At 50.3% G+C, this 6,738-nt stretch carries 6 protein-coding genes; 2 read left to right on the top strand and 4 right to left on the bottom strand.

Features of this window, described 5'->3' with window-relative positions; genetic code table 11:
* Positions 1-121: 121 nt before the first annotated feature.
* Complete coding sequence (locus KM934_RS12040) at positions 122-1,060, bottom strand: YitT family protein (RefSeq protein ID WP_215760847.1); 939 nt, start codon at positions 1,058-1,060, stop codon at positions 122-124.
* 75 nt (positions 1,061-1,135) lie between these two features.
* Positions 1,136-1,756, bottom strand: coding sequence for a hypothetical protein (locus tag KM934_RS12035; protein ID WP_215760846.1), 621 nt, complete (start codon positions 1,754-1,756; stop codon positions 1,136-1,138).
* Between the two features lie 481 nt (positions 1,757-2,237).
* On the opposite strand from KM934_RS12035, the gene KM934_RS12030 reads away from it, so the two are divergent.
* Positions 2,238-4,784, top strand: coding sequence for a hypothetical protein (locus tag KM934_RS12030; protein WP_215760845.1), 2,547 nt, complete (start codon positions 2,238-2,240; stop codon positions 4,782-4,784).
* A 95-nt stretch (positions 4,785-4,879) separates the two neighbouring features.
* The gene (locus KM934_RS12025; protein WP_215760844.1) at positions 4,880-5,071 is read left to right on the top strand and encodes a hypothetical protein; all 192 of its coding nucleotides are present in this window, start codon (positions 4,880-4,882) and stop codon (positions 5,069-5,071) included.
* Between the two features lie 212 nt (positions 5,072-5,283).
* Here the strand turns inward: KM934_RS12025 and KM934_RS12020 are convergent, their stop codons facing one another.
* Positions 5,284-5,886 carry an RNA polymerase sigma factor gene (locus KM934_RS12020; protein WP_215760843.1) on the bottom strand — a complete coding sequence of 201 codons (603 nt, stop codon included), beginning with the start codon at positions 5,884-5,886 and terminating at the stop codon, positions 5,284-5,286.
* Between the two features lie 113 nt (positions 5,887-5,999).
* The gene (locus tag KM934_RS12015; RefSeq protein ID WP_215760842.1) at positions 6,000-6,293 is read right to left on the bottom strand and encodes a hypothetical protein; all 294 of its coding nucleotides are present in this window, start codon (positions 6,291-6,293) and stop codon (positions 6,000-6,002) included.
* Between the last annotated feature and the right edge of the window lie 445 nt (positions 6,294-6,738).

The following is a 6,738-nucleotide window of genomic DNA, read 5'->3' as shown; positions in this document are numbered from 1 at the left end:
TGCCGAAAGAAACGCTGACAAGAGTTGAAAAGAATCCATAAGATCCTAACCATTCGCCTTTTTCGGTCTAATGACCGATTTGGGATTATGATTAGCTGTGGGGCGCTGTAGGCTGAAGAGGCTATTGTTGTGGTGCGTCGGCCATTTTCTCTTGCAGCTCCTTCAGGTTGATCTTTCGGTGCGCCTTCACGCGATCGAAGCCCTGGCCGTACACACCGATGACAGCCGACTGCGCCACGAAGGCGTTGGGATCGATCTCGTCGATGAGATCGAAGATGAAGCTCGACTCGCTTTTCTTGGCGATGCAGTAAATAACCTTGATGTCTTTCTTGGTGAAGAAGCCGTTGCCATTGAGCGTGGAGCAACCACGGTCGGCTATCTTGTTGATGGCCAAGCCAATCTCCTCATACTTATCGGATATGATGAAGAACTGCACGCTTCGGCGCAGCGAGTTGACGAGGTGGTCGACCACAAACGAGATGACGAACAGCAGCACGTAGCCGTAGAGCACCTTCTCCCAATCGCGCAGCACCACGTAGGACGAGGTGATGATCGTGAGGTCGCAGAACAGGATGATGTGGCCGAGCGACACGTCGCGGTACTTGTGGACCATGGCGGCGATGACGTCCGACCCGCCGGTCGACCCGCCGGCCGACAGTCCCAGTCCCACGCTGGATCCGAGGAACACGGCTCCCACCATGCACGCCATGAATTTCTGGTCGGCCAGCAGATGGAGGTCGGGCGGTATGACGCTTTGCAGCACCGCCGATGCCACGGTGAACACCACCACGCCATAGATGGTCTTGGCGCAGAATCGCCAGCCCAGCACCTTCAGCGCCACGATGAGCAGCACGGCGTTGAGCGCGAAGAAGGTGTCTTGCACAGGGATGCCCGTGCCCCAATAGACGATTGAGGCCACACCGATGATGCCGCCCGTGGTGATCTCGTTGGGCAACAGAAACAGGTTCAGGCCAATGACGCCAAGCAACATGGCGATGGTAATGACACCATAGTCGCGCAGCTGGCGCAACAACTTACCTTTATTTCTTCTTGATTCCATAAACGGTAGTATCTTTAGATGATGGTTCTAAGGTGTTGCAGTGGCGTGTTGTGTTGTTACATGCTTATATGGCGGTTATTGGTTCACGGCCTTGCTCAGGCGCACCGTGCGGCGCGAGGCGTAGCAGTAGGCGTCTACCAGGCCGTTGGTGTAATGGTCCTCGTAGCCCTGCTCCAGCAGTCGGAACCCGCTGTTCTTCACTTGCTCCACGAGGTTTTCGTATGCCTTGTTGTTGAACACACCGATCGTGACGTCTTTCGTCACGGCCACGTAGCTCGACGTGCCCTTGCGCTGCGGCTGCGGCGTGTCGGTGTAGACGCCCTGTCCCACCTTCTTGGCGGGAAGGCAATTCTTATAGAGCATGGTGTCGTAGCTGTCGAGGCGATACACGGCGTAGCCCACGAGCGTCTTGTAGCCATACTTGCTGGCCAGGGCCTTGAGGTCGGTGCGGCCCAGCACCACGTCGGCGGCGTCTTTCACGCTGGCAAACTCCTTGTTGGCGTTGGGGTAGGCGGGTACCTCGGTGGGCAGCTCGGTGACCACGGGGCGCGACTCGTCGAACGAGGGCAGGGTGGCCACGGGGTGCTTTGTGCCGCAACTGCCGAGTAGCATCACTGCCACAGAGGCCACGGCCAGGATGAGGGTTTTCTTCATGGTTTCGCTGATGGGGTGTTGGGTATTAAGTGAGTATCTCATATTCTATGTCGTTGCACAAGCTTTGTGTAGGCATGTTTTCTGTATGCAAAGATAATAAGAATAACCAAATGCGACAAGCAATAGCGCTTCCTATTTCGCCATTCGCCCCCATTATTTTTCTGGCGGTGCCATGCGGAAGGGGCGGCGCGGTGGGGGCGTAGGCTCTGAAACGTGGGTGGTTTGGGCCATCGAAGGCAATGCGTTCGTTGGCTCGCGTGCTCCAGTCGTTCATCGACATTGGGTCATGATGGCGGCATTTTTTTTCGTGGTTTGTTCACATTTTTATGGTTTTGTAACCTCCATCTCATATAAAAGCCGTACCTTTGCCGTCGACCATTGAAACGCAGCTATCGTTATCTTAGCTACACGACCTTCGGCGAGCCCTGGCGCTGCCGCCACATCGTATCCATCTTACGCATAGCAGACAACGCATCGATTCTACAATATCTATAACAATAAACAATTAACTTAATTTCTGCTTATGGAAAAACAATTACTTAACTTTAAGACGCTCCTCCTCGTCTGCCTCATGGCGTTGTTGGGGGGGGTGAGAGTTAGTGCCCAAGAGAAGACTGTTACGTTTGTTGCGGGGACAGATAAGGGTGCCAATTCCGCCTCAGGGGAAAAAGACATCCTTACTAAGGATGGTGTAACGATTAGTTGTACTTCTGCAGCCTTTGCTACTAGTGAGTACAGATTTTATGCTTCTTCTGCTGCAACTATTGCCGTTGAGTCTGGAAACATTACTAAAGTCGAGTTTACTTGCACAGCAAGTGAAACCGCTAAGAATGGTCCTAGTGGTTTTAGTAAGTCCTCTGTTGGAAAGTATTCTTATAGTGGTAATACTGGTGCGTGGGAAGGAAGTTCCCAAGAGATTAAATTTTCCAAGCTTACTCAACAGGTTCGCGCTTCAAAGATAGTTGTAACTTACACCTCTGATGATAAACCTCAGAAGAAGACAACCACATTGACTTTTGCTGATCCATCCAATAGGACATTCGAGTTCAATGCAACTGAGGGTACAACCTTTGCCAACGTTGCAACGTTGAGCCCTGTCGTTGAGGGTGCTACTATTTCTTATGAGTCGAATAATGTTGAGTTGGCATCTGTTACCAACGATGGCGAGGTAACTGTTACAACTGACAAGGCTGGAACTGCTACCATTACAGCCTCGTTCGCAGGCAATGACAATTATGAGGCTTCTACCGCCAGCTACACCATTACCGTAAAGCCCCAAGAGATAGTTGGTGAGAACAGATGGGTTAAGACAACTCTGAGCGATTTGCTTCCCACCGATCAGGTGGTCATCGTTGATGTCACGTCTAAGTGCGCTATGAGTAACGATAATGGTACAACGAAAGCCCCTGCGGCTGTGTCTGTCACGTTGGACGGAGATGCCCTCACAGGTACAGTGGCCGAGAATTGTGTATGGAATGTAACCAAGAACAGCGATAACACCTATACGTTTTTCCCCAATGGTACCACCGAAAAATGGTTGTACACCACAAGGGATAATAATGGTGTGAGAGTAGGAACAAGTGACAATAAGTATTTTGTTGAACATGCGGACGGCTCATACAACGGTTTGGAGAACACTGCAACGACCCGATATGTTGGCGTTTACAATAGCAAAGATTGGCGTTGCTATACTTCAACTTCAACGAACATCAAGAGCACTTCAATTGCTTACTACAAGTATGCAAGTAACAAGACCGCAACAAAAATCGTCTTTGAGAAGGGCGACGCCACGTACGATCAAGGCACGGAAAATCCTCTCTACGAGAATGCCGCTAAGGTGACCACTGCCGATGGAACAGAAGTGGCTGTTGCTACGGTAACTTATGCGTCAAGCGATGATATTCATGCTGTGGTTGACGAGAAGGGTGCAGTCCTTGTTGATGCCACTGTCCCAGGCACCTACACCATCACGGCCTCTTTCGCTGGCGACGACACTTATGCGTCAGCAAAGGCTTCTTATACCATTACTGTTAATAAGGTGTTGCAGCTCACAGGCGAGGGTACCTTAGACAAGCCTTATACTGTAGCCGACGTGATTGCAATTGTCAATGACGGCGCGCAGACAAAGAATCCTGTTTACGTCAAGGGTGTTGTTAGCAAAGTGGTATCAACTGCTAATAACATTGAGCAATATAAGAATTGTGATTATTTCATTGTTGACGAAGAAGGTTCATCTGCTTCTATTGAGGCATTCCGTGGAAAGTATCTCGGCAACACAGACTTTACGTCTCTCGCCCAAATCGCCGCAGGCGACAAGGTTATTCTTTGTGGTGTGATGACTAAATATAATGACATCGTCGAGTTGGATAAAGGCAACTACATCGCAAAATTCTGGGATATAGAAGCATTGGTGCTTGACGAAAAAGCAGACAACAACACCATTGAAGCCAAGCGTCACGCTACTGTGTATATGGATCGCACCTTCAACGCCAACGCTTGGAACACCTTGGTTCTTCCGTTTGACATGACAGCCGAGCAGGTCACTGCAACCTTTGGCGCCGACACCAAACTGGCTAACTACATGGGCACTACCATGAATGAGGATGGCACATATACCCTGAATTTCCAAACCACAGACGTTATCACTGCCAATACTCCGGTGTTTGTTTATGGTGCCAAGAACGTTGATACCCAAACCATTGAGGATGTCAACGTGGTGGTGGGCGATCCCGTTGCCACTCCTGCCAGCGCAGCATTCGCCTTCCAAGGTAGCTACGGCAAGATGCAGGTCAACGCCGGCGACTGGTTTATCTCGAGCGACAACAATTTCTATCGCGCCAAGGGTACAGAGAGCATGAAGGCCACTCGCGCCCTGTTCCGTGCCACAACAGCCGAGGCTGCCGCCAAGGGCTTGACCATCAGCATCGACGGTGAGGCAACTGCCATCCAAGGCATTGTGACTGATAAGGCCGACAGCGACGCTCCTGCCTACAACTTGGCTGGTCAGCGTGTGGCCGACAACTACCGTGGTATTATCATCAAGGGTGGCAAGAAATACCTCAATAAGTAAAAACATCAATTATCTTCTTTGGTCGCATGCCGCTTCGAATAGAAGAAGCGGCATGGACCAAAACCGAATATTCACCATTTATAAATAGCGTAATTATGGAAAAGAAATATGTAAAACCGGCTATCAACGTTAAGGAGATCGAAATGGAAAACTTCATTGCCGCTTCGGTGGGAGGTACTACGGGTTTGCCTGAGGGAACGCCGAACCCAGGCAATGGTAGTGATAGTAATGGTTCGCAAGAACCTGGTGCCAAGCCCAACACCTTCACTTCCGTTTGGGACGACTAATCCCCTTTGCTGCCTGAGCACGACGAGGTTCTGCTCAGGAGGCGGAAAGCCAACAGAAACCCAAATCTGATGACCGATTTGGGATAAAAAGAGCCCCACCAGTTTTTGACGCTGGTGGGGCTTTATCGTGGGGGATTCTTATATTTTATGTGGTATGCGCCTTGTGCCCTCATGGGCTTTCCGCGCTTGTCTTGCCTTGTGTGACTTGACCTTTACGCCAGCTTCAGTTGGAGCTGCATGTCGTAGTCGCGGGCCATGCGTCGCATGTTGATAAGGGCGTAGCGCATGCGTCCCAATGCGGTGTTGATGCTCACATTGGTGGTGTCGGCAATCTCCTTGAATGATAGCTGCTGGTAATAGCGCATGTAAACCACTTCGCGCTGGCTGGGTGGCAGATGGTTCATCATCTTGCGCACGTCGCATAGCACCTGGTCGTTGAGCATGTGGTCTTCTATGTTGGCCACCATGACGCTCTCTTGGCCGAGGTTCGACAGGTCGTTGTCCTCGGTCGGCTCCACGATGCGCTCAGAGCGCTGGTCGCGATACCAGTCCATGATGACGTTGTGAGCAATGCGCATGCACCATGCGCCGAACTTTCCGGTCGGTGCATATTTGCCGTGTTGCAGCTTCACGATGATTTTGACGAACGTCTCTTGGAAGATGTCGTTGGCCATGTCCTCGTCGCGTACGACGAACATGATATATGCGAAGATTTTCGATTGATTGCGTGACAACAGTTCATCGAAAGCCTCGTTGTTACCATCCACATAGCATAATGCCAACTGTTCGTCGGTCATTTCTGCAAGTTTCTTCATTTCTTAGTAAGTGTTTAGTTATGAAGTAAAGATGTGTCGATAGGCTATCGTTTTTTAATAAATGTTGAACTATTGTGGGGTTTCATTTGCAAATTTATGGAATTATTTCTTTTTTACCAAACATTTGCGGAAAAAAAAGAGCGCACGCCGCAAAAGCCTGTGCGCTGCATTGCCGCCACTCCGATGTAGTTGGTCTCAGCCGAGCGCCCGCATTTGTGCGTTAAATCTGGGAGAAAAATGTGTGGTGAGAAACTCTTTGCCGCGCTTCTCTGTGTGTAGCGCAATGTGTCTTGTCCGATATTTTGGTGCAAAAGTTGTGCGGCGTTTTTTGTTGAATGAGCCGCCGAATCCATCGTTTTTCTGCCATCGCCACGCCAAATTTGCGGCATGCGCTCACCGTTAGGCATCTTTCGTGTTGCGATACCTACCTAACCGCACCACGGAAGGCCATGTATCGCGCCTCGAAAGACCATCTGTCGCCCCTCGGTTAGGCATGTATCGCAGCGTGGAATGTTAAACGTGGACGGCAAAAATTATCCTTATTGCGATAACGCTTTGGCTGTCAGAGAGTTATGTTGTTGTGCCGAGAATGGCGTATTTCGGCCAAAATCTTTCGTCGTCGCCACCAAGGCTGTATATTTCAATATAGATTGTTGCCATAATTCGCATGCCGCCCATCCCTCCATTCTTTGTTTCACCCGCCCGTGGGCTCGGGGATGGGCACCATTGCATGATCTTTCATCCCAAATCAGTCGTCATTAGATTTTAATTCTGGATCATCCGACATCTGGAGTGATAAATAACACACGTGAGTATTTACGCTCAGACGCGGTAACAACGAATTGAACGAAT

Source organism: Hallella faecis (genome assembly GCF_018789675.1).
Lineage (GTDB): Bacteria > Bacteroidota > Bacteroidia > Bacteroidales > Bacteroidaceae > Prevotella > Prevotella faecis.
The sequence above is the reverse complement of the archived record's forward strand: the minus strand, read 5'-3'. Positions and strand labels throughout refer to the sequence as shown.